Genomic DNA, 25304 nt, shown 5'->3' with positions numbered 1-25304 from the left:
TGAGTTAACACTATGGAACATAAGAAGGATTTATAATGAGTAGCGTAGATATTCTGGTCCCTGACCTTCCTGAATCCGTTGCGGATGCGACGGTTGCCACCTGGCACAAAAAGCCGGGCGACAGTGTTGAGCGTGACGATGTATTGGTAGAAATTGAAACCGATAAAGTGGTTCTGGAAGTCCCGGCAAGTGAAGCCGGTATTCTGGACAGCATTATCGAAGACGAAGGTGCCACCGTGATTTCCCGTCAGATCCTGGCGCGTATCCGTCCTGGCAACAGCTCCGGTAAGCCAAGCACTGAGAAAAGCTCCGAAAAAGAAGCGACTCCTGCGGCACGCCACACGGCAGCACTGGAAGAAGAGAACAATGACGCACTCAGCCCGGCTATCCGTCGTCTGATTGCTGAACATTCTCTGGATGCCAGCGCCATCAAAGGCAGCGGTGTCGGCGGTCGTCTGACCCGTGAAGATATCGAACAGCATCTGGCGAAAGCCAAAGACGCTAAACCGGCAGCCGCGCCAGCCGCAGCTCCGGCAGCGACCAGCGCCGCGCCGGCTCTGGGTTCACGTAGCGAAAAACGTGTTCCTATGACCCGTCTGCGTAAGCGTGTTGCTGAGCGTCTGCTTGAAGCGAAGAACAGCACTGCGATGCTGACGACCTTCAACGAAATCAACATGAAGCCAATCATGGATATGCGTAAGCAGTACGGTGATGGTTTCGAAAAACGTCACGGCGTGCGTCTTGGCTTTATGTCTTTCTATCTGAAAGCCGTCGTTGAAGCGCTGAAACGCTATCCGGAAGTCAACGCGTCTATTGATGGCGAAGATGTGGTTTACCACAACTACTTCGACGTCAGCATTGCTGTATCGACTCCACGTGGCCTGGTAACGCCGGTTCTGCGTGACGTAGATACCCTGGGCATGGCTGATATCGAGAAGCAAATCAAAGAGCTGGCGATTAAAGGCCGTGACGGCAAACTGAAAGTGGAAGAACTGACCGGCGGTAACTTTACCGTGACCAACGGCGGCGTCTTCGGCTCCCTGATGTCCACGCCAATCATCAACCCACCACAGAGTGCGATCCTGGGCATGCATGCCATTAAAGATCGTCCTATGGCGGTTAATGGTCAGGTAGTGATTTTGCCAATGATGTATCTGGCACTGTCCTACGATCACCGTCTGGTGGACGGCCGTGAATCGGTCGGCTTCCTGGTGACCATTAAAGAAATGCTGGAAGATCCGGCTCGTCTGCTGCTGGACGTTTAGTCCCGGCACAGCGAAAGATTAGAGATCGAAAAATCTGCGGCACAGTTCGCTGTGCCCTGATAAGCCTTCCTACTAAGAATGGATAGAACATCATGAATTTACACGAGTATCAGGCGAAACAGCTGTTCCTGCGCTACGGCCTGCCAGCACCATCAGGCTTCGCCTGTTCCACTCCGCGCGAAGCGGAAGAGGCTGCATCGAAAATCGGTGCCGGTCCGTGGGTGGTGAAATGTCAGGTTCATGCCGGTGGCCGCGGTAAAGCGGGCGGCGTGAAAGTGGTTAAAAGCAAAGAAGAAATTCGCGCTTTTGCTGAGCACTGGTTGGGTAAACGTCTGGTCACTTACCAGACAGATGCCAGCGGTCAGCCGGTTAACCAGATCCTGGTTGAAGCCGCAACGGATATTGATCAGGAACTGTACCTCGGTGCGGTAGTTGATCGCAGCTCCCGTCGCGTAGTGTTCATGGCGTCTACAGAAGGCGGCGTGGAAATTGAGAAAGTGGCTGAAGAAACGCCACATCTGATCCATAAAGTTGCACTGGATCCGCTGGCAGGTCCGCAACCTTATCAGGGTCGCGAACTGGCTTTCAAACTGGGTCTGACCGGTAAGCAGGTTCAGCAATTCACCAAGATCTTCATGGGTCTGGCGAATATCTTCTTAGAGCGCGACCTGGCGCTGATCGAAATTAACCCGCTGGTGGTGACTACCGCTGGTGACCTGATCTGCCTTGACGGCAAACTGGGTGCGGACGGTAACGCCTTGTTCCGTCAGCCAGAATTACGCGAAATGCGTGATTACAGCCAGGAAGATGCCCGTGAATCTCAGGCAGCTCAGTGGGAACTGAACTACGTTGCGCTCGACGGCAACATCGGTTGCATGGTGAACGGTGCCGGTCTGGCAATGGGTACCATGGATATCGTGAAACTGCACGGTGGCGAGCCGGCTAACTTCCTGGATGTTGGCGGTGGTGCAACCAAAGAACGCGTGACCGAAGCCTTCAAAATCATCCTTTCTGATGAAAAAGTGAAAGCCGTCTTCGTTAACATCTTCGGCGGTATCGTACGTTGCGACCTGATCGCCGACGGTATCATCGGTGCGGTGGAAGAAGTGGGCGTCAGCGTACCGGTTGTGGTACGTCTTGAAGGTAACAATGCCGAGCTGGGTGCCAAAAAACTGGCAGACAGCGGTTTGAACATCATTGCAGCGACCAGCCTGACGAATGCGGCTCAACAAGTTGTCGCGGCAGTGGAGGGGAAATAATGTCGATTTTAATCAACAAGAACACCAAAGTTATCTGCCAGGGTTTTACCGGTAGCCAGGGGACTTTCCACTCCGAACAAGCCATCGCTTACGGCACAAAAATGGTTGGCGGCGTAACGCCAGGCAAAGGCGGCACCGAGCATCTGGGTCTGCCAGTGTTCAATACTGTACGTGAAGCGGTAGAAACCACTGGCGCAACCGCATCAGTGATCTATGTTCCGGCACCGTTTTGCAAAGATTCCATTCTTGAAGCGCTGGATGCAGGCATTAAACTGATCATCTGTATCACTGAAGGCATCCCGACTCTGGATATGCTGGTTGTTAAAGTGAAACTGGATCAAAGCGATGCAGTGATGATCGGGCCAAACTGCCCGGGTGTTATCACGCCTGGCGAATGCAAAATCGGCATTATGCCTGGCCATATTCACCTGCCAGGCAAAGTGGGTATCGTTTCCCGCTCCGGTACTCTGACTTATGAAGCCGTGAAACAGACCACTGATTACGGTTACGGCCAGTCTACCTGCGTCGGTATCGGCGGTGACCCGATCCCGGGCTCTAACTTCATCGATATCCTGAAACTGTTCCAGGAAGATCCACAGACTGAAGTGATCGTTATGATCGGTGAAATCGGTGGTAACGCAGAAGAAGAAGCTGCCGCGTACATCAAAGCACACGTGACCAAACCGGTTGTGGGCTACATCGCGGGTGTGACTGCGCCTAAAGGCAAACGTATGGGCCACGCAGGCGCCATCATTGCCGGTGGTAAAGGCACCGCAGACGAGAAATTTGCAGCACTGGAAGCGGCCGGCGTTAAAACCGTTCGCAGCCTGGCAGATATCGGCGAAGCCGTGAAATCTCTTCTTCCGCAATAAGCATTACCGGTCGCGCCGGAACAAAATTCCGGTGCGATTTAAGTCGATTTACATAAGAAACAGATTCGACATGTTGGCCGCCTTCGGGTGGCCTTTTTTATTTTAGGTGAAATATTTAACATTTGCCGAATTGAGCTATATTTATTAACACAGCACGATACGTTCATTGGAAATAAAAGGTTAATAATTAGGTTTCAACAGGTAGCTAAATAGATATTTATGGCAACCATAAAAGCACAATTAATTAACATTGAGACCACCGTTAAAGCTCAATGAAACCAACGGTTAACATTCTGAAATATTTTTTTAGAAATTGATGTGGATAATATAGAAATAAACAAGGAGATAGGCTTAAATTGCGGCAGATCAATTACAGGGTTTTTTACTGTTTTGTTCTTAAATTGACCTGTACACGGGAATCCGCTTTGGGTCACTAAAAAACCTATTTAATGTGTGGGATTACTGGCGTAACATATTGGTCCTGTAACATCAGCTTTATGTATGTTTACTTTTCCCCGCGATTTCGCCTGTTCATCAGCCTCTTAGAGGCTTACTGTCCTTGCGCTTTCCGGGTTCAGAATGCCTGCCGCTGGCATTTCTGTTCTACACACATTTGAATACTGGTAGTCATGAGGCGTTCCGGCAACCGGTTCGTCAAAGATCGCAATTTGGGGTCTTCCTCCGAGGAGCAAGGGGTCAAGATGTTTGATATCGTTGAACTGTCGCGTTTACAGTTTGCTTTAACAGCCATGTACCATTTCCTATTTGTCCCATTAACGCTGGGTATGGCGTTTTTACTGGCAATTATGGAAACGGTTTATGTGCTTTCTGGCAAACAAATCTATAAAGATATGACCAAATTCTGGGGCAAACTCTTTGCAATTAACTTTGCATTGGGCGTTGCAACGGGTTTAACCATGGAATTCCAGTTCGGTACTAACTGGTCATATTTCTCACATTACGTCGGTGATATCTTCGGTGCGCCTCTGGCAATCGAAGGTTTGATGGCGTTCTTCCTGGAATCCACTTTAGTCGGTCTGTTCTTCTTCGGTTGGGATCGTCTTTCTAAAGTTCAACACATGACAGTGACCTGGTTTGTGGCGCTTGGCTCCAACCTGTCTGCCTTGTGGATCCTGGTGGCGAACGGCTGGATGCAAAACCCGATTGCTTCCACCTTCAATTACGAAACCATGCGTATGGAAATGGTCAGCTTCTCTGAGCTGGTCCTGAACCCGGTTGCGCAGGTTAAATTCGTTCACACCGTAGCGTCCGGTTATGTGACTGGCGCGATGTTCATTCTGGCTATCAGCTCTTACTACCTGCTTAAAGGTCGTGACGTCGGTTTCGCAAAACGCTCATTTGCGATTGCTGCAAGCTTTGGTCTGGCTGCCGTACTTTCCGTTATCGTGCTGGGTGATGAATCCGGTTATGAAATGGGTGACGTGCAGAAAACCAAACTGGCGGCTATTGAAGCCGAGTGGGACACTCAACCCGCACCGGCCAGCTTCACGCTGTTTGGTATGCCTAATCAGGACAAAATGGAAAACGAATATTCAATTCAGATTCCATACCTGCTTGGTCTGATTGCGACGCGTTCTGTTGATACGCCGGTGACCGGTCTGAAAGACCTGATGGCGCAACACGAAGTGCGTATCCGCAATGGTATGAAAGCGTACACCCTGCTGGAAGAACTGCGTTCGGGTAACACTGATCCGAAAGTGCGCAGCGATTTCGAAAATGCTAAGCAGGATCTGGGCTACGGTATGTTGCTTAAACGCTATACCGACAACCCGGCAGGTGCGACTGATGCACAAATTCAGAAAGCGACCAAAGATTCTATCCCGCGCGTTCTGCCACTTTACTTCGCATTCCGTATCATGGTTGCCTGCGGCATCCTGATGTTCGTGCTGATTGCGCTGTCCTTCTATACCGTATTGCGCGGCAAGATTGGTCAGAAACGCTGGTTACACCGCGCGGTATTCATTGGCCTTCCATTGCCGTGGATTGCTGTCGAATCGGGCTGGTTTGTGGCCGAATATGGCCGTCAGCCTTGGGCGATTGGTGAGGTGTTACCGACTGCGGTTGCACACTCTTCCCTGACGGTGGGTGATGTACTCTCCTCGATGATCCTTATCTGTGGCCTGTACACCCTGTTCCTGATCGCTGAAATGTTCCTGATGTTCAAATATGCGCGCCTGGGCCCAAGCAGCCTGAAAACTGGCCGTTATCATTATGAACAAACTTCAGCGCCACTTGAGCAAGCTCGGTAATAGGGAGTCCACTTATGTTTGATTATGAAGTTTTACGGTTCATCTGGTGGGTGCTGATTGGCGTGCTGTTTATCGGCTTCGCAGTCACCGATGGATTTGATATGGGCGTAGGGATCCTGGTGCGCATTATCGGTAAAACCGATACTGATCGCCGCGTGATGATCAACGCCATCGCCCCGCACTGGGACGGTAACCAGGTCTGGCTGATCACGGCCGGTGGTGCATTATTCGCGGCATGGCCGATGGTGTACGCAGCCGCATTCTCGGGCTTCTACGCCGCGATGGTGCTGGTGCTTTGCGCCTTGTTCTTCCGTCCGCTGGGCTTTGACTATCGTTCAAAACTCGAGAGCCCGCGCTGGCGGGGCATGTGGGACTGGGGCATCTTTATCGGTAGCTTCGTGCCTGCACTGGTGTTCGGTGTTGCGTTCGGTAACCTGCTGCTAGGTGTACCATTCCATATCGACAACGATTTGCGTCTGTTCTATACCGGCAATCTGCTGGGCCTGCTGAATCCGTATGGCATTCTGGCTGGTCTGGTCAGCCTGACCATGCTTATCACGCAAGGTGCGACCTATCTGCAAATGCGCACTGTGGGTGAACTGCACCTGCGTACCCGCACCGCGTCGCAGATTTCTGCGCTGGTGATGATGGTGTGCTTCCTGCTGGCAGGTATCTGGTTAGTGAAAGGGATTGATGGTTTCACCGTGACGTCTGTTATGGACCATGCTGGCCCGTCTAACCCGCTGCGCAAAACGGTGTCTCATGAAGCAGGTGCATGGCTGGCCAACTTTAACAAGACCCCTGGCCTGTGGGCAATTCCTGCACTGGGTGTGATTCTGCCACTGCTGACCATTTTGTTCTCTCGCCTGAACAAAGCGGCGCTGGCGTTCATCAGTAACTCACTGACTATCGCCTGTGTGATCCTGACGGCGGGTATCACTATGTTCCCGTTCGTGATGCCGTCAATCACTGAGCCGAACGCCAGCCTGACTATGTGGGATGCGACATCCACCTTGCTGACGCTCAAAGTGATGACCGTTGTTGCCTGTATCTTTGTGCCAATCATTCTGATTTACACCTCATGGGCGTATTACAAGATGTTCGGTCGCCTTGATAAGCACTACATCGAGAACAACAAGCATTCGTTGTATTAAGGAGAACACCATGTGGTATTTTGCCTGGATCCTCGGCACCTTACTGGCTTGCTCATTCGGTATCATTACCGCGCTGGCGTTTGAACACAGCGAAGCCAATAAAGCGGCTAAAGAAGAGAAGTAATAATGAGTGTGATCGTGGATAAACTCTACGCCATCACAGACAAGGGCCCCTTGCGGGCCCTTTCGCTTGTGATGTCACTGGTACTTGCCGGTTGCGTCTTCTGGAAGCCGGGCCTGTTTGCCTCGTCAACCAGTCAGCTGGAAGTCTGGCACGGGATCATCCTGATATGGGCAGTCTGTGCCGGAGTGGTTCACGGCCTTGGTTTTCGTCCGCATAAATCGGTATGGAAGGCGTTCTTCTCACCGATACTTGCCATGATTGCGCTGGCCGCAGGACTTTTTTACTTTTTCAGCTGATTCTTTGCTGAAATAAAAGACAAATTTACACTATTCTTCCTATGGGCCGCTCCGGCCCATAATTATTTTCGTTCCAGCAATGCAACCCATTCCCAACCCCAACTCACTTGAGTATAGTAGTGCCGTCAAATTGCATTACGGGATGTAGAGTGAGTAATTCGTTGTTCCGATGGCCGGTTCGTGTCTATTACGAAGACACAGACGCGGGAGGTGTGGTCTACCATGCCCGATACGTCGCCTTTTTTGAAAGGGCTCGCACAGAGATGTTGCGCCAACGCAATTTTCACCAGCAACAGCTGCTGGGAGAACATGTCGCTTTTGCTGTCCGCCGCATGACGGTCGAATACTTTGCACCAGCTCGCCTAGATGACCTGCTGGATGTCCAGAGTGAGATTACGTCCATACGCGGAGCTTCTCTTACTTTTGCACAACGAATTCTTGATTCGCATGGAAACCTTCTGAGTTCTGCAGAAGTGTTAATTGCGTGCATTGATCCACACCAAATGAAGCCACGTGCGCTTCCTAAGTCTATTGTCGCGGAGTTTAAGCAGTGACTGACATGAACATGCTTGATTTATTTTTAAAGGCCAGCACCCTGGTTAAGCTGATTATGCTTATCCTGGTGTGCTTCTCTGTCGCGTCCTGGGCGATCATCATTCAACGCACGAAAGTGCTGAATGCCGCCACCCGTGAGGCAGAAGCGTTTGAAGATAAATTCTGGTCCGGTATTGAGCTTTCCCGTTTGTATCAGGAAAGCCAGGGCCGTCGCGAAACCCTGAGCGGGGCAGAGCAAATCTTCCATTCCGGTTTTAAAGAGTTTGCGCGTCTTCATCGTGCCAACAGCCATGCGCCAGAGTCTGTGATTGAAGGCTCTTCACGTGCGATGCGTATTTCCTTTAACCGTGAACTCGAATCCCTTGAAATGCATATTCCATTCCTTGGCACCGTAGGTTCCATCAGTCCGTATATCGGCCTGTTCGGTACGGTCTGGGGGATCATGCACGCCTTTATCGGTTTAGGTTCTGTAAAACAAGCGACCCTGCAAATGGTTGCACCGGGTATCGCAGAAGCACTGATCGCAACTGCGATTGGTTTGTTTGCTGCTATCCCTGCGGTTATGGCCTATAACCGCCTGAACCAGCGTGTGAACAAGCTTGAGCAAAATTACGATAACTTCATGGAAGAATTTACGGCCATCCTGCACCGTCAGGCTTTCTCTCGCGAAACCAGCAGTAACTAAAGGGGGAGAGCATGGCTCGTTCACGAGGTCGTCGTAACCGTCGCGAAGGCAAGTCGGAGATCAACATTGTTCCGCTGCTGGATGTACTGCTGGTTCTGTTGCTGATTTTTATGGCAACAGCACCCATCATTACCCAGAGCGTGGAAGTCGATCTGCCAGACGCGACGGATTCCAAAACGGTATCCAGCGATGATAATCCGCCAGTGATTGTCGAAGTCTCCGGCGTGGGTCAGTACACCATTGTGGTGGATCATCAGCGTATGGAACAATTGCCTGAACAGCAGGTTATCGCGGAAGCGACCAGCCGTATTCAGGCCAATCCGAAGACGGTATTCCTGATCGGCGGCGCAAAAGATGTGCCTTATGATGAAATCATCAAGGCGCTGAATATGCTGCATCAGGCTGGCGTGAAGTCTGTCGGATTGATGACACAACCTATCTGAGGATAGGTAATTTGTAACACTTATTTGAAACCCGGCATTCTCTGGCTTGTTAAAAGTATGACAGGCAGTACAGGAAACCGGGTTTTTAGTAATCCTGTCTTGGGAAATCTATTTTGGTAAAGGCAACTGCAACTGAACAAAACGATAAGCTCAAACGCGCCGTTATTGTTTCGGTCGTTCTGCATATCATCATTATAGGCCTGCTGATTTTGGGATCGCTGAACGAAGATACCAGCATGAGTGGTGGCGGTGGCGGCAGCGATATCTCTGCCGTAATGGTTGATCCCAGTGCTGTGGTCGATCAATACAATCGCCAGCAACAGCAACAGGCTGATTCCCAACGTGCTGCGGCAGCGCGTCAGAAAAAATCGGAACAACAGGCTGAAGAGCTTCAGCAGAAACAGGCCGCAGAACAACAGCGCCTGAAGGAACTTGAAAAAGAGCGTCTGCAAGCGCAGGAAGATGCGAAGCAGCAGGCTCAGGACCAGGCTCAGCAGCAAAAACAAGCTGAGCAAGCCGCGGAACAGGCGAAAGAACAACAGAAGCAGGCTGAAGCTGCTGCTGCACAGGCGAAGTCCGAAGCGGCAAAAGCGGCTGCGCAAGCCAAAGCGGATGCAGCTAAAGAAGCGGCTAAAGCACAAGCTGACGCGCAGAAAAAAGCCGCTGCTGATGCTCAGAAAAAAGCAGAGGCTGAAGCCACCGCCGCTGCTGCCGCTGCGAAGAAACAAGCTGAAGCTGACGCGAAGAAAGAGGCGGCTGCAGAAGCTAAAAAACAAGCTGCTGCTGAAGCTAAAGCACAGGCCGCAGCTGATGCAAAAGCACAGGCTGATGCCGATGCCAAAGCGGCAGCAGATGCGAAAGCCGCTGCCGCTGCAGAGAAAAAAGCAGAAGCTGCCGCAGCATCGAAGAAAGCCGCAGCCGATAAAAAAGCTGCCGCTGCCGCCGCTGCGAAAGAAGCGGCTGATGCCAATAACTTATTTGATGGTCTTGCCGACTCCAAGAATGCGCCGAAAGGCTCAACAGGTGGTGGTGCTTCTGCTCCGGCAGGGAAGGGGACTCAGAAAAAGGCAGGCGCATCAGGTGCCGATATTGCGAACTATGGCAGCCAGATTAAGGCCGCCATTGAGAGCAGATTCTATGACGCGTCATCCTATGCGGGTAAAACCTGTTCGTTGCGCGTTAAAATGAACCCGGATGGCTCGCTTATCAGCGTGTCGGCGGAAGGTGGGGATCCTGCACTTTGTCAGGCAGCGCTTGCCGCAGCCCGACAGGCGAAGTTCCCGAAACCGCCTTCTGAAGCAGTCTATGAAGTCTTTAAAAATGCTCCGATAGATTTTAAACCGTAGAAAGATGAAAATAATTTCTTTTCAGAATTTTACGATAGATTGCAGGGTGTAATTCTAGTTTTGTATGCGTTGGTTTGTTAAAATTCTGCTAAATTATCGCGGGCAGATACGTCCAGATAAGGGAGATACAATGAAGCAGGCATTTCGAGTAGCGTTCGGCCTTTTGATGATGTGGGCATCTGTAGTTCATGCAGAAGTTCGCATTGAAATTACCCAAGGGGTAGATACAGCTCGCCCGATTGGCGTTGTGCCATTCAAATGGGCTGGCCCGGGTACACCACCTGAAGATGTGGGTGGTATTGTTGCAGCTGACTTACGTAACAGCGGCAAGTTCAATCCTATTGATGCATCACGTATGCCACAACAGCCGACCTCTGCTGCAGAAGTGACTCCTGCTGCATGGACCGCGCTGGGCATTGATGCGGTTGTTATCGGTCAGGTTCAGCCTGCAGCCGATGGCAGCTACGTGGTGTCTTACCAGCTGGTTGATACCTCTGGCGCACCAGGTACCGTGCTGGCACAAAACCAGTACAAAGTGACCAAACAATGGTTACGTTATTCCGCCCATACCGCCAGTGACGAAGTTTTCGAAAAACTGACCGGTGTTAAAGGCGCATTCCGTACCCGTATCGCCTATATCGTGCAGACCAACGGCGGTAAATTCCCGTATGAACTGCGCGTAGCGGATTATGACGGTTACAACCAGTTCGTGGTTCACCGTTCACCGGAGCCACTGATGTCTCCGGCCTGGTCTCCTGATGGCAGCAAACTGGCGTATGTAACCTTTGAAAGCGGTCGTTCAGCACTGGTTGTTCAGACACTGGCAAATGGCGCGATCAAACAGATTGCTTCATTCCCGCGTCACAACGGTGCACCGGCATTCTCTCCGGATGGCAGCAAACTGGCCTTCGCTCTGTCAAAAGACGGTAGCCTGAACCTGTACGTGATGAACCTGTCTTCGGGTCAGATCAGCCAGGTGACAAACGGTCGTAGCAACAACACTGAACCAACCTGGTTCCCGGACAGCCAGAATCTGGCGTTCACTTCGGATCAGGGCGGTCGTCCGCAAGTTTATAAAGTAAGCATTAATGGCGGTGCGCCTCAGCGTCTGACCTGGGAAGGCTCGCAGAATCAGGACTCTGACGTAAGTGCAGATGGTAAGTTCCTGGTGATGGTGAGCAGCGCCAGCGGTAACCAGCACATCGCTAAACAAGATCTGGCAACGGGAGCCGTTCAAACATTGACGGACACGTTCCTGGATGAAACGCCTAGCCTCGCACCAAACGGCACCATGGTAATTTACAGCTCTTCACAGGGTCTGGGTTCCGTATTGCAGTTGGTATCGACTGATGGGCGCTTCAAAGCGCGTCTTCCGGCAACTGATGGACAGGTCAAATTCCCTGCCTGGTCGCCGTATCTGTAATGCATAGAAAACTATGTATGGCAAAAAATTATAAAAGGATCGAATAGATGCAACTGAATAAAGTGCTGAAAGGGCTGATGCTGGCGTTGCCTGTACTGGCAGTAGCTGCTTGTAGTTCTCACAAGAACGCAGACAACGACCAATCTGGTATGGGTCTGAACTCTGGCGCAGGCACTGAAAACGCTAACATGTCTTCAGAAGAGCAAGCTCGTCTGCAGATGCAAGAACTGCAGAAAAACAACATCGTTTACTTTGGCCTGGACAAATACGATGTCTCTTCTGAATTCGCTCAGATGTTAGACGCGCACGCAGCATTCCTGCGTAGCAACCCGTCTTACAAAGTGACTGTAGAAGGTCATGCTGACGAACGTGGTACTCCAGAGTACAACATCGCCCTGGGCGAACGTCGTGCTACTGCTGTTAAAATGTACCTGCAAGGCAAAGGCGTTTCTGCTGATCAAATCTCTATCGTTTCTTACGGTAAAGAAAAACCAGCTGTACTGGGCCATGACGAAGCGGCATACGCTAAAAACCGTCGTGCAGTACTGGTATACTAAGAGAATAGTATGAACAGTAACTTCAGAACTCACCTGTTGGGTCTGTCGTTACTGGTTGGCGTAGCGGTCCCATGGGCCGCTACTGCCCAAGCGCCAATCAGTGATGTCGGCTCAGGCTCGATAGAAGATCGGGTCACCTCTCTGGAGCGTATTTCTAACGCTCACAGCCAGCTATTAACCCAACTCCAGCAACAACTTTCTGACACCCAACGTGATATGGATACTCTTCGTGGTCAAATCCAGGAGAACCAGTATCAGTTGAGTCAGCTTGGTGATCGCCAGAAGCAAATTTTTAATCAACTGGATAGTTTAAGCCAGGGCAATGCCGGAGCCGCCAGTACGGGCGCTGCAGCTGCCACAGGTGACGCGTCCGGTTCTGCTGCCGCAACGCCGGACGCGGGTGCTGCACAAGCTCCTGCAAGCACCGGTGACGTGAACAGTGATTACAATGCTGCGGTTTCACTGGCGCTGGAAAAGAAACAGTATGATGAGGCGATTGCTGCCTTTCAGAGTTTCGTAAAAAAATATCCTGATTCAACTTATCAGCCTAACGCCAATTACTGGTTAGGACAGTTGTATTACAACAAGGGTAAAAAAGATGACGCTGCGTATTATTTTGCAGTCGTGGTCAAAAACTATCCTAAGTCTCCAAAAAGTTCTGACGCGATGTTCAAGGTTGGGGTGATCATGCAGGAGAAAGGTCAGGCTGATAAAGCTAAAGCCGTCTTCACGCAGGTTGTAAAACAGTACCCAAATACCGATGCGGCAAAACAAGCTCAAAAACGTTTATCTGCAAAGTAGTTCCTCATTCAGGTCTGGAAAATGTACATATCGTGCATTTTCTGGGCTTGAGTGTGTGAAACGCCATCAGTTAGCACTCTTTCTGAAAATTAAAGTTGCACTGAAAAGTTAAATAAGTAATATATGCCGCCGTTGCCCAGACAACTCCAAACGGCTAACGCTGTCAGAGATTTAGGCAATATGCAGTAGGTTTAGATGGGCCGTTAGCTCAGTTGGTAGAGCAGTTGACTTTTAATCAATTGGTCGCTGGTTCGAATCCAGCACGGCCCACCACTTTTAAAGTGGAAATGTAGTGAAGCAGTGCAGGATGAGAACCACTGGTTCGAGCCGAGCGAAGCGAGACGACAACGCGCAAGCGTTGCCCGCAGGGCGAGGTGAAACCGAGTCAATCCAGCACGGCCCACCACTTTTTTGTGAAACCATCTAAATTGCAGAATTCAGAGAAAAGCGCCTTTTGGCGCTTTTTTCGCATCTGACGCCCTAAACTTCCTTCCATCGCGATATTCATTTCTCCTGCAATTTGCTCACATCCCGGCTATTTTAAGTGCAGTAAACATTTTAAGCCTTATGGCTAATATCTGGACGACTTTCCCTACATTTTGCGGTATTTTGTTTAGCATACAAAACCAACAGGTTTCAGGATGCGATCTGTTACGGCTTCTGGCTTTCCGGGCATGCTGCCTGACTGAATGAGATGACGAGTATGAGCGAAACATTGGATCTGAATGCGGCGGTTTATCCTTTTCCTCCTAAACCCGCTGTTCTGAGTGCAGATGAAAAGACCTTCTATAAAGAGAAGATCCGAAAACTGCTGAAGGAACGTGATGCCGTGATGGTGGCGCATTACTACACTGATCCTGAAATTCAGGCGCTGGCAGAAGAAACCGGCGGCATCGTTGCTGACTCACTGGAGATGGCGCGTTTTGGTAGTCAGCATCCTGCTTCTACTCTTCTGGTTGCCGGTGTGAGATTCATGGGTGAAACGGCCAAAATCCTCAGCCCGGAAAAAACAGTTCTCATGCCGACGCTGAATGCCGAATGCTCGCTGGATCTCGGCTGTCCGGAACAGGCTTTCTCAGATTTCTGCGACCAGCACCCCGATCGCACCGTAGTGGTCTACGCTAATACCTCGGCGGCGGTAAAAGCCCGGGCCGACTGGGTGGTCACTTCCAGTATTGCCGTAGAACTGATTGAGCATCTTGATAGTCTGGGCGAAAAAATCATCTGGGCACCGGATCGTCACCTTGGTAATTACGTTCGCAAGCAGACAGGAGCTGATGTCCTGTGCTGGCAGGGCGCCTGTATCGTCCATGACGAGTTTAAAACCCAGGCCCTGACCCGAATGAAAGGCTTGTATCCCAATGCCGCTGTCCTGGTGCATCCTGAGTCTCCTCAGGCGATTGTGGATATGGCTGACGCCGTGGGTTCCACCAGCCAGCTGATCCAGGCGGCGAAAACGCTGCCACAGCAACAGCTGATCGTGGCGACCGACCGCGGGATTTTCTACAAAATGCAGCAGGCGTGTCCGGATAAAGAATTATTCGAAGCGCCGACAGCAGGCGAGGGCGCAAGTTGTCGCACCTGCGCACATTGTCCGTGGATGGCGATGAACGGCCTGAAAGCCATTGCTGAAGGTTTGGAGCACGGCGGAGCAGACCACGCGATAGAAGTGGATGAGGCGCTGCGTGTGAAGTCACTGATCCCGCTGAACCGCATGCTTGATTTTGCCGCACAACTCAAATTACGCACACAGGCCAAAGCCCTGTAAGCCAAACGCGATGTGACTGACGAGAAAGGAAGGACGCGATGATGGATTTTTTCAGTACCAGCAATATTCTGGTTCATATTCCACTCGGGAAAGGGGGATATGACCTGTCGTGGATTGAAGCGGTTGGCACCATTTTTGGTTTGCTTTGTATCTGGTACGCCAGCAAAGAAAAGCTGATCAATTATGCGTTCGGTCTGATCAACGTCACCTTATTTGCGATCATCTTCTTTCAGATCCAGCTTTACGCCAGCCTGCTGCTGCAGATCTTCTTCTTTGCCGCCAATATCTATGGCTGGTATGCGTGGAGTCGTCAGACAGCCGATCAGGAAGCCGAATTGCAGATCCGTTGGTTGCCGCGTGGAAAAGCGCTGATATGGGGTGTGGTGTGCGTCGCAGGCATTCTGCTGATGACGTTTAACATCGACCGCGTATTCGCCGCGCTGACGTTGCTGGCGGTCAATCTGATGCAGGCGCTGGGGCTGAATGTGCAGATGCCTGAATTGCAGCCGGATGCTTTCCCGTTCTGGGATTCATCAATGATGGTGCTGTCGATTGTGGCGATGCTGCTGATGACACGCAAATACGTCGAGAACTGGCTGCTTTGGGTGGTTATCGACGTGATAAGCGTGGCGATTTTCGCGTATCAGGGGGTTTATGCGATGGCTCTTGAATACGTGCTGCTGACGCTGATTGCACTTAACGGCTCTTGGCTGTGGATCAAAAGTGCAAAGCAAAACGGTTCACAGCCTTTGCAAACAGCCTGATATTCCGGCCGTTAATAAAAAACGCCTCCTTACCGGAGGCGTTTTGCTTTCTGCCATTGATGAACGGTCAGTGATGATGGTGTGCATGGCTGTGACCGTGATGGTCATGTTCCGCGCTGGCAACCGGTGTTTCATTTATCTCGCAATCTGGCGTTTCACAGCGGCCATACTCCATCTGAATCGTCGCATGCCCGATACGGCATTTCTCCAGCAAATGACGCTGAATGCGATCAAGCAGCGCATCGTGGTCGTGCGGGGGGACGACCTGAACATGCAGCGTCATCAGCCTTTGTTCTCCAATCTGCCAGACATGAACGTGATGGACATTGCGCACTTCCGGGATACTTATCGACAAATCACGGCGCAATTTATCGATATCAATTTCTTCAGGCGTGCCTTCCAGCAATTCATGAAAACTTTCCCGCAGCAGCCGCCAGGCGTTGTTCAGCACCAGACACGACACCAGCACCGACAGAATCGGGTCGATTGGCGTCCAGCCGGTGTACATAATGATCAGCGCAGCAGCTACGGCTCCAATCGAGCCCAGTAAATCCCCCAGCACATGCAATGCAGCAGCGCGCACGTTGATGTTGGCTTTTTCCTGACCCTGATGCAGCAACCAGAACGCCAGAATATTAGCAAACAGACCGGCGATAGCGATGACCAGCATCGTGGTGCCCATGACCGGCTGCGGATTGAAGAAGCGGGCAATAGCTTCCCAGACGATCAGCACCACAATCACTAACAACGCCGCGGCATTAACGAAAGCCGCCATGGTCGTCAGGCGCAGATAACCAAAGGTATGGCGCGAATTAGGTTTACGTTTCGCAAAACGCACCGCCATCAGAGCCACAAGCAAAGCAGCAGCATCGGTAAGCATATGACCGGCATCCGCCAACAACGCCAGAGAGCCTGAAATCAGGCCGCCAATGACTTCAGCCACCATAAAGACAACGGTGACAAGGAAAGCCAGCAGCAGACGGCGGCTATTTTTATCCTGCGGTAACAGGGAAGAGGACATAGTTATATTCACAAAAAGGATGAACAGAGAGGATCACAATAACGTAATCACATTGCGTTGCAAGAAGGGCGGGAGATCAAAAAAGAGGAACCGAAGTTCCTCCTGAGCAAGAGACTACCAGCGTATTTATTTACCGGTTTCTTTTGATTGCGTGGTTCCAGGCGCCTGGTCAGGACAACGTCCGTCCTTACACATCGCTTTCTTATGCTCTTTGTTTTTGCTCATGTGATGCTCGGTGGTATCCGTTTTGGTGTTCACTTCATCGGCTGGCTTATTCGTGTTGTTAATCTGGTCATTATCAACACTTTTTGGTGCCATTTTCTGAATCGAACCCGGCGAGCCGGACTGGTTAGCCTGGCCGTTGTTATCACCCGCTGAGGTATCACCGGCAGCGAAGGCCGCGCCTGTTGTCAGAGCCATGGTGGCAGTCAGTAACATGATTGCGAGCTTTTTCATAGTGTCATCTCCATTGTTTCAGAAAGGTCCGTGGTCGTGTTTCATGTGTCTGATAAAAGCCTAGCCAAATAAATCATGTCCTAAATCAAAATGAGACTATTCGTAAGTGTAAAAGTAGGTTTACACTGATGCCCAATACCGCTAGATTGAAGGCGGTCAGCGTTTCGCTTTGTCTCTTATGAATACCCAATGGAATAGCTATGAATTATCAAAATGACGATTTACGCATCAAAGATATTAAGGAACTTTTGCCCCCTGTTGCTCTTTTGGAAAAGTTTCCCGCCACCGACAAAGCGGCAAAAACCGTCTCTCATGCCCGGAATGCCATTCATAAGATCCTGAAAGGAAACGATGATCGACTGCTTGTTGTTATCGGTCCTTGTTCTATCAATGATCCGAAAGCGGCTAAAGAATACGCCGCACGCCTGTTGAAAATGCGTGAAGAATTGCAGGGTGAGCTGGAAGTGGTGATGCGTGTTTATTTCGAAAAGCCGCGTACTACTGTGGGCTGGAAGGGGCTAATCAATGATCCCCATATGAATAACAGCTACCAGATTAATGACGGTTTGCGCATTGCCCGCAAATTGTTACTTGATATTAATGACACCGGTTTACCTGCTGCTGGTGAATTCCTGGACATGATCACGCCACAATATCTGGCAGATTTAATGAGCTGGGGCGCTATCGGCGCACGTACGACAGAATCTCAGGTACACCGTGAGTTATCCTCCGGTTTGTCCTGCCCGGTAGGTTTCAAAAACGGAACCGACGGCACCATCAAAGTGGCTATCGATGCCATTAACGCCGCAGGCGCGCCGCATTGCTTCCTGTCTGTGACCAAATGGGGTCACTCCGCTATCGTGAATACCAGCGGAAATAACGACTGCCATATCATTCTGCGCGGCGGCAAAAAGCCAAACTACAGCGCGCAGGATGTGCAGGAAGTGAAAGAAGGCCTGAAAAAAGGCGGTCTGCCAGCCCGTATCATGATCGACTTCAGCCATGCCAACAGCAGCAAGCAATTCAAAAAGCAGATGGAAGTCTGTGAAGACGTTTGCGGACAAGTTGCTGGCGGTGAACAGGCTGTGATGGGCGTAATGGTTGAAAGCCACCTGGTGGAAGGTAACCAGAGCCTCGACAGCGGCGAGCCACTGGTTTACGGCCAGAGCGTGACCGATGCCTGCATCGGCTGGGAAGATACTGAAGTGCTGCTGCGTAATCTTGCCAACGCGGTTAAAGCGCGTCGCGGTTAATTCCCGCGCACAGTAAAGAAATATCGGGCCCCGTAAATACGGGGCTTTTTATTTTCTGCGATCCCGGATTACAACTCGCATCGCATATCCATGCAGCGCAAATCGGCATTCGCCATGTCTGAACGATACAAACTTTCCTTCACCAGACTGAACCCGTTCCTCTGATAAAACCCAAAGGCGTTAGGCGTGGAAGCCAGCGTCAGAGAGGTGAATCCGCGGGATTTAGCCTCTGCTTTGATGGCTGCCAGTATCTGTGACGCCAGACCTTTACCTTCCGATTCCGGTAATGTAAAAACGGCTTCAACGCTGCCATTTTCTAGGTCAAGAAAGCCGGTGGCTACAGGCGAATCATCATCGGGACCCGTTGCGACAAAAAAGGGATTACGGGTAATAGCCCTGGCAAATCCCGCAGGCATCTGAACTGGCGTCCAGGCCATCACAATCCCGGCGTCATAAGTATCTTTACATCCGTGGCGGATAGCCTGATTTCTTATTTCCCAAAGTAATTCTGCTTCATCGGGGGAGGCGAGTCTTATGGGCATTATTTTCTCCTGAGTAAAGATGTTCAGTATGAAGTTACACGAATTCGCTGCTCAGTCTGTTGAATAGGAAGTTTATTTTTTCGCCCCTGGGTGTAACATTCTATTTTGCTGTCAATTAATAAATACAGGGATGGGGAATGAACGCTGTGCAGATAAGAACAATTGAAATCCGTAAAATCACCGCAGGAACTGTCTATAAATTGGTGTCTGTCGGTATGCTGTTTGCTGCGTTACCTTTTGGTTTACTGGCAGGGATTATGGGGGCATTTGGCTATGACGTTGTTTCGCTGAATGGCAAATACGTGTATGGCATTACCGCGTTTATCACCGCGCCAGTCCTTGCCTGCTTAATATCACAGGTTTTCACGGTATTCTTCGGAGCCTTTATTTGCCTGGGGTTGTGGGTTTTCTCACGTTTTAAACGGATGAATATCAGGATAGTGGAAGATTCAAAGGCCTGATGCAGGGAGAATAAAATGGACACCGGGGATGAATTGGACAAAGCCATTCATAAAGCCAATGAAAGAGAACGTTATCTCTGGCGGTACGCACGCTGGGTTGTCAAAATCTTGTGGTTTTGCTTGATAATGGCTTTTTTTGTGCAATTAATAACACGTTTTTTTAAGTGCTTCTGAATACACATAGAGCAAGAAAAAAGGGACCTTTCAGTCCCTTTTGCATTTGCATGTCTTCTGCGATAACACAGAAAACGCGAAATTACTTCGCTTTACCCTGGTTTGCCACGGCCGCTGCTTTCGCTGCGATTTCGTCGGCGTTACCCAGATAGTAGCGTTTGATTGGTTTGTAGTTTTCGTCGAATTCGTAAACCAATGGAACACCAGTAGGGATGTTCAGTTCCAGAATTTCTTCTTCGCTCAGGTCGTCGAGATATTTGACCAGTGCACGCAGGGAGTTACCGTGTGCAGCGATGATCACGCGCTCGCCGCTGGCGATGCGCGGTTTGATCACGTCAGTCCAGTAAGGGATTACACGTTCGATGGTCAGCGCCAGGCTTTCAGTCGTTGGCAGTTCTGCCGCAGTCAGTTTTGCATAGCGTGGATCATGGCCTGGGAAACGCTCATCAGCGCGATCCAGTTCTGGCGGAGTCACAGCGAAGCCACGACGCCATTGTTTAACTTGCTCGTCACCGTATTTCTGAGCGGTTTCTGCTTTATCCAGACCCTGCAATGCGCCGTAATGACGTTCGTTCAGTTTCCAGGATTTCTCAACCGGCAGCCACGGCTGGTTCAGTTCGTCCAAAACGCTCCACAGAGTGTGGATGGCACGTTTCAGCACGGAGGTATAAGCGAAGTCGAATTCGAAGCCTTCGTCTTTAAGCAGCTGACCCGCAGCTTTTGCTTCAGTGCGACCCTTGTCGGACAGTTCAACATCATGCCAACCGGTAAAACGGTTTTCTTTGTTCCACTCACTTTCACCGTGTCTTACCAGCACCAGCTTGGTTACAGCCATAGCTAAACTCCTCAGTTAACTGAATTTTCAATGATAACGGTTATCATTATAGGGGCTTGGCCTCCCGGACAGCAATCTGAAACTTCCTTAGGAAGCCTTTGCGGGACGCCGTTTGCATTAAACATAACGAATTTGCTGCGGCGATGTAAAACAAAACGCGCGAACGGTCTCCCGCGCAGCGCGTTTTGTGCAAAAGGACAGCAGTCAGCTGGCTTTTTTCAGGCAGGTACTCATGTAAGTTTTACGGGCATCGCCTTTGAGCTCTTTTTTCGCCGCGTCTGCGTTACAGGTTTTCATTTTCTCCTGCTGAGGCGTCATATTTGCCGTTGCCGGTTTGGTTTCTGCCTTAAGGCACTGGCTCATGAATTTTTTACGATCGTCGCCTTTCAGTGACTGGGTGGTGGCCTGCTGATTACAGTCGGTCATCTTTTGGCGTTGCTCAGTCTGAGCAGGGGAAGGCACTTTAACAGGATCGGCAGCCAGAGCGGAGCCAGCCGCGCACAGCGTTGCCAACAGGGATAACACAACAGGTAAACGCATATCGAACTCCTTATTAAACGTCCTTTTATGCAGGACACTCTCTAAGCGTAGATGCGGGAAATGCCTTTAGCTGAAAATGTGCTGATACAGATGCGTTGTGAGTCACAAATTCGCAGAAGTCGGAATACAGGAAGACAGGGCCGGGCGACCCTGTCCTTAAAGCATTACAGCGCGAAGAACTGATAAGTCGTGGCAGATTTATACGTCTGTCCCGGTTTAATCCAGCAGCTTGACTGTGGCCAGGTCGCGTGGTTCGGGCTGTCTGGCAGGAATTCACTTTCCAGCGCCACACCGCTGTAGCTGGCATATTCGCCGCCGCTGCGATTGGGTGTTCCGCCCAGGAAATTACCGCTGTAGAGCTGAACGGCTGGCGCTGAGGTAAACATGGTCATTTTCACTTTACCGTCCTCAGACCACAAATGCGCTGCCGGATTAGTACTGGCGTTGCACGAGCGGTTCAGCAGGTAAGCGTGGTCATAGCCTTTCACCCGTTGCTGATCGCGGTCAGTGAGGAAATCTTTAGCCAGCGTTTTTGCGGCATTGAAATCCATACCGGTATGCTCAACCGGCGTCGGATCGGCGCACGGAATACCGTCGCTGTCGACTGGCAGGAAGCGGTCAGCAAACAGTTGCAGCTTGTGCTGGCGCGCATCAGTCCCTACGCCGTCGAGATTGAAATACGCGTGATTGGTCAGATTTACCGGACACAGCTTATCGACAGTCGCTTCGTAACGAATTTCCAGACGGTTATCGTCAGTCAGCTGATAATGCACTTTGGCAGTCATATTGCCCGGATAACCCTGATCGCCATCGGCAGAAAACAGTTCAAAAGTCAGTTTCTGCGCGGTTTGCTCCAGGATTTTCCAGCGACGCGCATGGAAACCTTCCGGCCCGCCGTGCAGCTGATGAACGCCCTGATTGGCGACCACCAGATGCGGTTTGCCGTCAATTTCAAACTGCGAGCGGGCGATGCGGTTGGCGTAACGCCCCACGGTGGCACCCAGGTACGCGCTCTGATTCATGTATTCCAGCGGCGACTGACAGCCGAGCAGCAGCTCACGCGTGGAACCGTCCGCCAGCGGCAGCGTAAAGGATAACCAGGTCGCGCCCCAGTCCATAAATGTGGCGGTTGCGCCCGCCGCATTCTGTAGCGTCACCTGTTCAAACGGCTGGCCATCGGGCGCCAGCTGTGTGTTTTCAGGTTTTAGCATATGCCTGCTCCTTGTGAAGCGGTACAAACGTAGAAGGTTTCTTTCAGGCCGCTGTGGGCGTGATATTGCTGTTCAACCGCCTCACGGACTTTTTCCACCATACCTTGCGGAACCAGCGCCACGATGCAGCCGCCGAAGCCACCGCCGGTCATACGCACACCGCCTTTATCGCCAATCACTTCTTTGACGATTTCTACCAGCTTGTCGATTTGCGGTACGGTGATCTCAAAATCATCGCGCATGGAGGCGTGAGATTCCGCCATCAGTTCGCCCATACGTTTCAGGTCACCGCTGGCCAGCGCATCCGCTGCCGCCAGCGTGCGGTCATTTTCTGTAATCACGTGACGTGCACGACGGGCCACCACCGGATCCAGTTCATCCTGAATGGAAAAGAACAGGGCAGGGTCAACGTCACGCAGCGCTTTCACGCCGAAGAAACGGGCCGCCACTTCGCATTGTTCGCGACGGGCATTGTATTCGCTGTCAACCAGACCGCGTTTCACGTTGGAATTGATGATGACTACCGCTGCGCTTTCCGGCATGGAGACCGCACGGGTTTCCAGCGAACGGCAGTCGATCAGCAGCGAGTGATTTTCTTTGCCGAGTGCGGAAATCAGCTGATCCATAATGCCGCAGTTACAGCCGACGAACTGGTTCTCAGCTTCCTGGCCATTCAGCGCCAGCGCCACGCCGTCCAGCGGCAGGTCGTACAATGATTTCAGCGCCTGACCGACCGCCACTTCCAGCGATGCCGATGAACTCAGGCCCGCGCCCTGTGGCACGTTACCGCTGATCACCATATCTGCGCCGGAGAAATCCTTGTTGCGCAGCATCAGATGTTTCACCACGCCACGCACGTAGTTGGCCCATGGGTGCGCATCGGTGTGTAAAATCGGTTCATCGAGAGAGAAGCTGTCTTCGTCATTATCGTAATCGGCGGCGATGACGCGGATCGTGCGGTCGTTGCGTTGCGCGCAGGCGATGACGGTTTCATAGTCGATGGCGCATGGCAGCACGAAGCCGTCGTTATAGTCGGTATGTTCGCCAATCAGGTTTACGCGGCCCGGTGCCTTGATGGTAATGGTCGCAGGGTAGCCAAATTTATCGGCAAAGATTTCCAGGGTCTTGGTTTTCAGTTTCATTGTTTTTCTCCGGCCTCACGATAATGAACATCACTCACCGCCCGCAGACGCTCTGCGGCTTGTTCCGCTGTCAGGTCGCGTTGGGTTTCGGCCAGCATTTCGTAGCCGACCATGAATTTGCGCACTGTCGCTGAACGCAGCAACGGTGGATAGAAATGCGCATGCAACTGCCAGTGTTCGTTGTCGCCTTCAGTAAACGGCGCGCCGTGCCAGCCCATTGAATACGGGAAGGAGCACTGGAACAGATTGTCGTAGCGACTGGTCAGTTTTTTCAGCGCCAGGGCCAGATCACTGCGCTGTTCATCAGAAAGCTCAGTGATACGTTTCACGTGCACTTTCGGCAGCAAAATCGTTTCGAACGGCCACGCCGCCCAGTAAGGCACCACCGCCAGCCAGTGTTCCGTTTCGACCACTGTACGGCTGCCGTCTGCCAGCTCGCGCTGCACGTAATCGACCAGCATCGGCGAACCCTGTTTGTCCAGGTAGTCACGTTGCAGGCGATCTTCACGCTCGGCTTCGTTTGGCAGGAAACTGTTGGCCCAGATCTGACCATGCGGATGCGGATTCGAGCAGCCCATCGCGGCGCCTTTATTTTCGAAAACCTGCACCCACGGATAGGTTTTTGCCAGATCCGCACTCTGTTCCTGCCAGGTCCTGACGATTTCCGTCAGCGCTTCCACCGACAGTTGCGGCAGCGTTTTACTGTGGTCCGGCGAGAAGCAAATCACACGGCTGGTGCCGCGTGCGCTCTGAACGCGCATCAGCGGGTCTTCGCTTTCCGGCGCAAATGGCGTGTCCGGCATCAGCGCGGCATAATCGTTGGTGAACACAAAGGTGCCGGTGTATTTCGGGTTTACATCGCCGGTCACGCGGGTATTGCCCGGACACAGGAAACAGTCCGGATCATGTGCCGGCAGCACTTCCTGCGAAACCGCTTCCTGCTGGCCCTGCCACGGGCGCTTGGCGCGATGCGGGCTGACTAAAATCCACTGATCGGTCAGCGGATTGTAGCGGCGATGCGGGTGATCAATCGGGTTAAACGTTGTCATAAACTTTCCTTAGTGCTCCTTAATCCGGATAGCCCTGCGGGTTTTTCGACTGCCACAGCCAGGTGTCATTGGCCATATCTTCCAGCGTGCGGGTGACTTTCCAGTGCAGCTCATTCGCCGCTTTAGTCGGATCCGCCCAGTACGCCGGTAAGTCGCCATCGCGACGTGGCGCAAACTTGTAATTCACCGGCTTACCACAGGCTTTGCTGAAGGCGTTAACCACATCCAGTACGCTGTGACCAAAGCCCGCACCCAGGTTATAAATATGTACGCCCGCTTTGTTATGCAGGGCCTTCATCGCAGCGATGTGACCGTCGGCCAAATCCACCACGTGGATATAGTCACGCACGCCGGTACCGTCCGGGGTCGGATAATCGTTGCCGAAGATGGCCACGGACTCACGACGACCTACCGCCACCTGCGCGATAAATGGCATCAGGTTATTCGGCACGCCCTGCGGATCTTCGCCCATCAGACCAGACGGATGCGCGCCGACCGGATTGAAGTAACGCAGCAGCGTCATGCTCCATTCCGGTTCTGCACGCTGCACATCTTCCAGAATCTGCTCGACCATCAGTTTGCTGCGGCCATACGGGCTGGAAGGATTGCCGGTCGGGAAATCTTCAACATACGGCGTTTTTGGCTGGTCGCCATACACGGTTGCCGAAGAGCTGAAAATCATGTTTTTGACGCCCGCAGTGCGCATTGCTTCGAGCAATACCAGTGTGCCGGTGACGTTGTTGTCGTAGTACGCCAGCGGTTTTGCCACGGATTCACCCACGGCTTTCCAGCCCGCGAAATGAATCACGGAGTGAATATGATGTTCACTGAAAATTTTATCGAGGAGGGCGCGGTCGCGAATGTCCCCTTCATAGAACAGTGGCGTTTTACCGGTCAGCGTATTAATACGCTCAAGCACGCTGACTTTACTGTTGTGAAGGTTATCCAGAATGATTGGCGTATAGCCTGCATCAATCAATTGCACGCAAGTATGACTGCCGATGTAACCGCTACCACCTGTGACTAAGACGTACATAA

The 25304-nt window shown here is 51.5% G+C and carries 27 protein-coding genes, 1 tRNA gene and 1 other RNA gene; 20 read left to right on the top strand and 9 right to left on the bottom strand.

The window, feature by feature from the left end; all coding sequences use genetic code 11:
• Positions 1-35 precede the first annotated feature (35 nt).
• The 18 genes from odhB (at position 36) to pnuC (ending at position 15582) form a co-directional block, all read left to right on the top strand.
• Complete coding sequence (odhB, locus tag D5398_RS02840; RefSeq protein WP_120506247.1) at positions 36-1265, top strand: 2-oxoglutarate dehydrogenase complex dihydrolipoyllysine-residue succinyltransferase; 1230 nt, start codon at positions 36-38, stop codon at positions 1263-1265.
• A gap of 92 nt (positions 1266-1357) precedes the next feature.
• The gene (gene sucC / locus D5398_RS02835) at positions 1358-2524 is read left to right on the top strand and encodes an ADP-forming succinate--CoA ligase subunit beta (protein ID WP_113876027.1); all 1167 of its coding nucleotides are present in this window, start codon (positions 1358-1360) and stop codon (positions 2522-2524) included.
• Positions 2524-3396, top strand: coding sequence for a succinate--CoA ligase subunit alpha (gene sucD / locus D5398_RS02830; protein WP_013576436.1), 873 nt, complete (start codon positions 2524-2526; stop codon positions 3394-3396). The genes sucC and sucD overlap by 1 nt, the downstream gene beginning before the upstream one ends.
• A gap of 701 nt (positions 3397-4097) precedes the next feature.
• Complete coding sequence (cydA, locus tag D5398_RS02825; protein WP_120506246.1) at positions 4098-5666, top strand: cytochrome ubiquinol oxidase subunit I; 1569 nt, start codon at positions 4098-4100, stop codon at positions 5664-5666.
• A 14-nt stretch (positions 5667-5680) separates the two neighbouring features.
• Complete coding sequence (gene cydB, locus D5398_RS02820) at positions 5681-6820, top strand: cytochrome d ubiquinol oxidase subunit II (RefSeq protein ID WP_120506245.1); 1140 nt, start codon at positions 5681-5683, stop codon at positions 6818-6820.
• A 10-nt stretch (positions 6821-6830) separates the two neighbouring features.
• Positions 6831-6944 (top strand): cytochrome bd-I oxidase subunit CydX, encoded by a 114-nt coding sequence (gene cydX, locus D5398_RS02815; protein ID WP_013576433.1) that lies wholly within the window; start codon positions 6831-6833, stop codon positions 6942-6944.
• 2 nt (positions 6945-6946) lie between these two features.
• Positions 6947-7240 carry a cyd operon protein YbgE gene (gene ybgE / locus D5398_RS02810; RefSeq protein WP_120506244.1) on the top strand — a complete coding sequence of 98 codons (294 nt, stop codon included), beginning with the start codon at positions 6947-6949 and terminating at the stop codon, positions 7238-7240.
• A gap of 149 nt (positions 7241-7389) precedes the next feature.
• Entirely contained in the window at positions 7390-7794 is a 405-nt protein-coding gene (ybgC, locus tag D5398_RS02805) for a tol-pal system-associated acyl-CoA thioesterase (RefSeq protein WP_095921211.1), read from the top strand.
• Complete coding sequence (tolQ, locus tag D5398_RS02800; protein WP_120506243.1) at positions 7791-8480, top strand: Tol-Pal system protein TolQ; 690 nt, start codon at positions 7791-7793, stop codon at positions 8478-8480. Before ybgC ends, tolQ begins: the two co-directional genes overlap by 4 nt.
• A gap of 11 nt (positions 8481-8491) precedes the next feature.
• Positions 8492-8923: a colicin uptake protein TolR gene (gene tolR, locus D5398_RS02795; protein WP_013576429.1), complete on the top strand. Its 432-nt coding sequence runs from the start codon at positions 8492-8494 to the stop codon at positions 8921-8923.
• 113 nt (positions 8924-9036) lie between these two features.
• Complete coding sequence (gene tolA, locus D5398_RS02790; RefSeq protein WP_120506242.1) at positions 9037-10269, top strand: cell envelope integrity protein TolA; 1233 nt, start codon at positions 9037-9039, stop codon at positions 10267-10269.
• Positions 10270-10399: 130 nt separating this feature from the next.
• Positions 10400-11692, top strand: a complete 1293-nt coding sequence (tolB, locus tag D5398_RS02785; protein ID WP_120506241.1) for a Tol-Pal system beta propeller repeat protein TolB — start codon at positions 10400-10402, stop codon at positions 11690-11692.
• A 47-nt stretch (positions 11693-11739) separates the two neighbouring features.
• On the top strand, positions 11740-12249 hold the full coding sequence (pal, locus tag D5398_RS02780; protein ID WP_095921214.1) for a peptidoglycan-associated lipoprotein Pal: 510 nt from the start codon (positions 11740-11742) through the stop codon (positions 12247-12249).
• 9 nt (positions 12250-12258) lie between these two features.
• The gene (cpoB, locus tag D5398_RS02775) at positions 12259-13050 is read left to right on the top strand and encodes a cell division protein CpoB (protein WP_120506240.1); all 792 of its coding nucleotides are present in this window, start codon (positions 12259-12261) and stop codon (positions 13048-13050) included.
• 197 nt (positions 13051-13247) lie between these two features.
• Positions 13248-13323 (top strand) — tRNA-Lys (locus D5398_RS02770).
• A 13-nt stretch (positions 13324-13336) separates the two neighbouring features.
• Positions 13337-13456, top strand: a non-coding RNA gene (locus tag D5398_RS02765) — RtT sRNA.
• Positions 13457-13753: 297 nt separating this feature from the next.
• Positions 13754-14818 (top strand): quinolinate synthase NadA, encoded by a 1065-nt coding sequence (nadA, locus tag D5398_RS02760; RefSeq protein ID WP_120506239.1) that lies wholly within the window; start codon positions 13754-13756, stop codon positions 14816-14818.
• A 41-nt stretch (positions 14819-14859) separates the two neighbouring features.
• Entirely contained in the window at positions 14860-15582 is a 723-nt protein-coding gene (pnuC, locus tag D5398_RS02755) for a nicotinamide riboside transporter PnuC (protein WP_120506669.1), read from the top strand.
• Positions 15583-15649: 67 nt separating this feature from the next.
• On the opposite strand, the gene zitB is transcribed toward pnuC, so the two are convergent.
• Together zitB and D5398_RS02745 are read right to left on the bottom strand one after the other, a co-directional pair.
• A complete protein-coding gene (gene zitB, locus D5398_RS02750) occupies positions 15650-16603 on the bottom strand; it encodes a CDF family zinc transporter ZitB (RefSeq protein ID WP_120506238.1) in 954 nt (317 codons plus the stop codon).
• A 126-nt stretch (positions 16604-16729) separates the two neighbouring features.
• Positions 16730-17059 (bottom strand): protein YbgS, encoded by a 330-nt coding sequence (locus D5398_RS02745; RefSeq protein ID WP_120133721.1) that lies wholly within the window; start codon positions 17057-17059, stop codon positions 16730-16732.
• A gap of 200 nt (positions 17060-17259) precedes the next feature.
• On the opposite strand from D5398_RS02745, the gene aroG reads away from it, so the two are divergent.
• The gene (aroG, locus tag D5398_RS02740) at positions 17260-18312 is read left to right on the top strand and encodes a 3-deoxy-7-phosphoheptulonate synthase AroG (protein ID WP_120506237.1); all 1053 of its coding nucleotides are present in this window, start codon (positions 17260-17262) and stop codon (positions 18310-18312) included.
• 68 nt (positions 18313-18380) lie between these two features.
• Here aroG and D5398_RS02735 read toward each other — a convergent pair whose 3' ends face one another.
• Positions 18381-18854 (bottom strand): GNAT family N-acetyltransferase, encoded by a 474-nt coding sequence (locus D5398_RS02735; protein WP_120506236.1) that lies wholly within the window; start codon positions 18852-18854, stop codon positions 18381-18383.
• 137 nt (positions 18855-18991) lie between these two features.
• On the opposite strand from D5398_RS02735, the gene D5398_RS02730 reads away from it, so the two are divergent.
• On the top strand, positions 18992-19315 hold the full coding sequence (locus D5398_RS02730) for a hypothetical protein (RefSeq protein WP_120506235.1): 324 nt from the start codon (positions 18992-18994) through the stop codon (positions 19313-19315).
• Between the two features lie 256 nt (positions 19316-19571).
• Here the strand turns inward: D5398_RS02730 and gpmA are convergent, their stop codons facing one another.
• The 6 genes from gpmA to galE form a co-directional block, all read right to left on the bottom strand.
• Entirely contained in the window at positions 19572-20324 is a 753-nt protein-coding gene (gene gpmA / locus D5398_RS02725) for a 2,3-diphosphoglycerate-dependent phosphoglycerate mutase (protein ID WP_120506234.1), read from the bottom strand.
• Positions 20325-20528: 204 nt separating this feature from the next.
• Positions 20529-20864: a PsiF family protein gene (locus D5398_RS02720; RefSeq protein WP_120506233.1), complete on the bottom strand. Its 336-nt coding sequence runs from the start codon at positions 20862-20864 to the stop codon at positions 20529-20531.
• Between the two features lie 164 nt (positions 20865-21028).
• The gene (gene galM, locus D5398_RS02715) at positions 21029-22075 is read right to left on the bottom strand and encodes a galactose-1-epimerase (protein WP_120506232.1); all 1047 of its coding nucleotides are present in this window, start codon (positions 22073-22075) and stop codon (positions 21029-21031) included.
• On the bottom strand, positions 22069-23217 hold the full coding sequence (gene galK / locus D5398_RS02710; protein ID WP_120506231.1) for a galactokinase: 1149 nt from the start codon (positions 23215-23217) through the stop codon (positions 22069-22071). Before galK ends, galM begins: the two co-directional genes overlap by 7 nt.
• Positions 23214-24266: a galactose-1-phosphate uridylyltransferase gene (gene galT / locus D5398_RS02705; RefSeq protein ID WP_120506230.1), complete on the bottom strand. Its 1053-nt coding sequence runs from the start codon at positions 24264-24266 to the stop codon at positions 23214-23216. The genes galK and galT overlap by 4 nt, the downstream gene beginning before the upstream one ends.
• A 19-nt stretch (positions 24267-24285) precedes the next feature.
• Positions 24286-25302, bottom strand: coding sequence for a UDP-glucose 4-epimerase GalE (gene galE, locus D5398_RS02700; protein WP_120506229.1), 1017 nt, complete (start codon positions 25300-25302; stop codon positions 24286-24288).
• Between the last annotated feature and the right edge of the window lie 2 nt (positions 25303-25304).

Origin of the sequence: Rahnella bruchi, from assembly GCF_003614975.1 — a bacterium.
GTDB lineage: Bacteria > Pseudomonadota > Gammaproteobacteria > Enterobacterales > Enterobacteriaceae > Rahnella > Rahnella bruchi.
Note: the sequence above shows the minus strand (reverse complement) of the source record. Positions and strands in the feature narration are given on the sequence as shown.

Coding starts and splice junctions, on each gene's coding strand:
- odhB (WP_120506247.1), top strand. CDS start 36: ATGAGTAGCGTAGATATTCTGGTCCCTGACCTTCCTGAATCCGTTGCG.
- sucC (WP_113876027.1), top strand. CDS start 1,358: ATGAATTTACACGAGTATCAGGCGAAACAGCTGTTCCTGCGCTACGGC.
- sucD (WP_013576436.1), top strand. CDS start 2,524: ATGTCGATTTTAATCAACAAGAACACCAAAGTTATCTGCCAGGGTTTT.
- cydA (WP_120506246.1), top strand. CDS start 4,098: ATGTTTGATATCGTTGAACTGTCGCGTTTACAGTTTGCTTTAACAGCC.
- cydB (WP_120506245.1), top strand. CDS start 5,681: ATGTTTGATTATGAAGTTTTACGGTTCATCTGGTGGGTGCTGATTGGC.
- cydX (WP_013576433.1), top strand. CDS start 6,831: ATGTGGTATTTTGCCTGGATCCTCGGCACCTTACTGGCTTGCTCATTC.
- ybgE (WP_120506244.1), top strand. CDS start 6,947: ATGAGTGTGATCGTGGATAAACTCTACGCCATCACAGACAAGGGCCCC.
- tolR (WP_013576429.1), top strand. CDS start 8,492: ATGGCTCGTTCACGAGGTCGTCGTAACCGTCGCGAAGGCAAGTCGGAG.
- tolB (WP_120506241.1), top strand. CDS start 10,400: ATGAAGCAGGCATTTCGAGTAGCGTTCGGCCTTTTGATGATGTGGGCA.
- pal (WP_095921214.1), top strand. CDS start 11,740: ATGCAACTGAATAAAGTGCTGAAAGGGCTGATGCTGGCGTTGCCTGTA.
- cpoB (WP_120506240.1), top strand. CDS start 12,259: ATGAACAGTAACTTCAGAACTCACCTGTTGGGTCTGTCGTTACTGGTT.
- nadA (WP_120506239.1), top strand. CDS start 13,754: ATGAGCGAAACATTGGATCTGAATGCGGCGGTTTATCCTTTTCCTCCT.
- pnuC (WP_120506669.1), top strand. CDS start 14,860: ATGGATTTTTTCAGTACCAGCAATATTCTGGTTCATATTCCACTCGGG.
- zitB (WP_120506238.1), bottom strand. CDS start 16,603: ATGTCCTCTTCCCTGTTACCGCAGGATAAAAATAGCCGCCGTCTGCTG.
- D5398_RS02745 (WP_120133721.1), bottom strand. CDS start 17,059: ATGAAAAAGCTCGCAATCATGTTACTGACTGCCACCATGGCTCTGACA.
- aroG (WP_120506237.1), top strand. CDS start 17,260: ATGAATTATCAAAATGACGATTTACGCATCAAAGATATTAAGGAACTT.
- D5398_RS02735 (WP_120506236.1), bottom strand. CDS start 18,854: ATGCCCATAAGACTCGCCTCCCCCGATGAAGCAGAATTACTTTGGGAA.
- D5398_RS02730 (WP_120506235.1), top strand. CDS start 18,992: ATGAACGCTGTGCAGATAAGAACAATTGAAATCCGTAAAATCACCGCA.
- gpmA (WP_120506234.1), bottom strand. CDS start 20,324: ATGGCTGTAACCAAGCTGGTGCTGGTAAGACACGGTGAAAGTGAGTGG.
- D5398_RS02720 (WP_120506233.1), bottom strand. CDS start 20,864: ATGCGTTTACCTGTTGTGTTATCCCTGTTGGCAACGCTGTGCGCGGCT.
- galM (WP_120506232.1), bottom strand. CDS start 22,075: ATGCTAAAACCTGAAAACACACAGCTGGCGCCCGATGGCCAGCCGTTT.
- galK (WP_120506231.1), bottom strand. CDS start 23,217: ATGAAACTGAAAACCAAGACCCTGGAAATCTTTGCCGATAAATTTGGC.
- galT (WP_120506230.1), bottom strand. CDS start 24,266: ATGACAACGTTTAACCCGATTGATCACCCGCATCGCCGCTACAATCCG.
- galE (WP_120506229.1), bottom strand. CDS start 25,302: ATGTACGTCTTAGTCACAGGTGGTAGCGGTTACATCGGCAGTCATACT.